Source organism: Mesorhizobium sp. M4A.F.Ca.ET.050.02.1.1, from assembly GCF_003997725.1.
GTDB lineage: Bacteria > Pseudomonadota > Alphaproteobacteria > Rhizobiales > Rhizobiaceae > Mesorhizobium.
In genome coordinates this window covers 1-1,133 of sequence record NZ_RZSG01001218.1, presented here as the reverse complement: position 1 = coordinate 1,133, position 1,133 = coordinate 1, and the positions used below count along the sequence as shown (strand labels likewise).

General features: G+C 63.7%; 2 pseudogenes. Both read right to left on the bottom strand.

Annotation, left to right across the window (positions count from 1 at the left end):
• Positions 1-370 precede the first annotated feature (370 nt).
• Positions 371-770, bottom strand: a pseudogene (locus EOA33_RS36445) (ATP-binding protein); the annotation flags it as partial.
• A gap of 15 nt (positions 771-785) precedes the next feature.
• Positions 786-1,133, bottom strand: a pseudogene (locus EOA33_RS36440) (IS21 family transposase); the annotation flags it as partial.

Below are 1,133 nucleotides of genomic sequence, written 5' to 3'. Positions count from 1 at the left end.
ATGATGCAGAGGCCCAAGCACACGTCCGTCGGCGAGGATTTATTCTCCCTCGCAATTATGCGCGCTCCGGCGTTACGAATGAGCAGGAGCTCTTGGTTGAACTTCAGCGGGTGCGGAAACATGGCTACGCGGTATCTGCCGACGAAAGTGTTGTCGGCATCACCGCGCTTGCAACTCCTATTGCCGACAGGCAGGAAGGGCCCGCTGTGGGAAGCGTGAGTGTTGCTGGCCCCTCTGTGCGCATGCCGTCGTCTCGTTTTGAAGCGATCGCGATCGACCTTGTTGCCGCAGCGAAGGAACTGAGCGAAATCTGGCCGCTGCCGCGCGTGAAGAAAGTCTCTGCGCCCTCGCCAGCGTGACAATCCGCGGCGCGATGATAGAGCACCGATCGATTGTCGCGGCAGGCCTTGTGGCCGAGGGCGCAGGCGATCCAACTCTTGCCCAGGCCGGTTGCGCCGGTGACCAGCACGTTCTCGTGGCGGTCGATCCAGTCGCCGGCGACGAGCCTGGCAAAGACGGCGCGGTCGATGCCGCGCGGGGTGCGCAAATCGACATCTTCCACACAGGCGCTCTGGCGCAGCGCGGCGAAATTGAGGCGTGTGGTGAGCCGTTTGGTGTCGCGCTCGGCGGCTTCGCGATCGACAAGAGCCGATGCGCTCCTCGTACGACAGGGCATCGAGATCCGGTGATCGTCGCTGCTCCTCAAAGGCCTTGGCCATTCCGGTCAAGCCGAGTGCGATCAGCCGTTCACGGGTGGGATGGGTGAGCATTGAGAATTCCATGGTTCAGTGGAAGTAGCCCTGACCGCGGATGTTGCCGTGGCGCAGAGGTTGATGATCGGGGCGTCGTCGAGGAACGTGCGATCAAGGCCGTTCTTGAGGATCGAACGGATCGAGGCGACGGAGCGCGCCTTGATGAGGATGCCGCGTTGGCAGGCTGCATCGACGCGCGTGTTGCCGTAGCTCTTGGTCAGCGCCAGGATGCCGAGACAGGTGCGAAAGCCCTGTTCGGGATGCGGCCGGTCAGCGATGACGGCCTGGAAGAAGGCGGCGGTGGCGGGACCGATCTTCTCGCCGGCCGCGATCAGTCCCCCCGGCGTCCACTTGCCGTAGCGGCGATGCGCGCTCGGCATG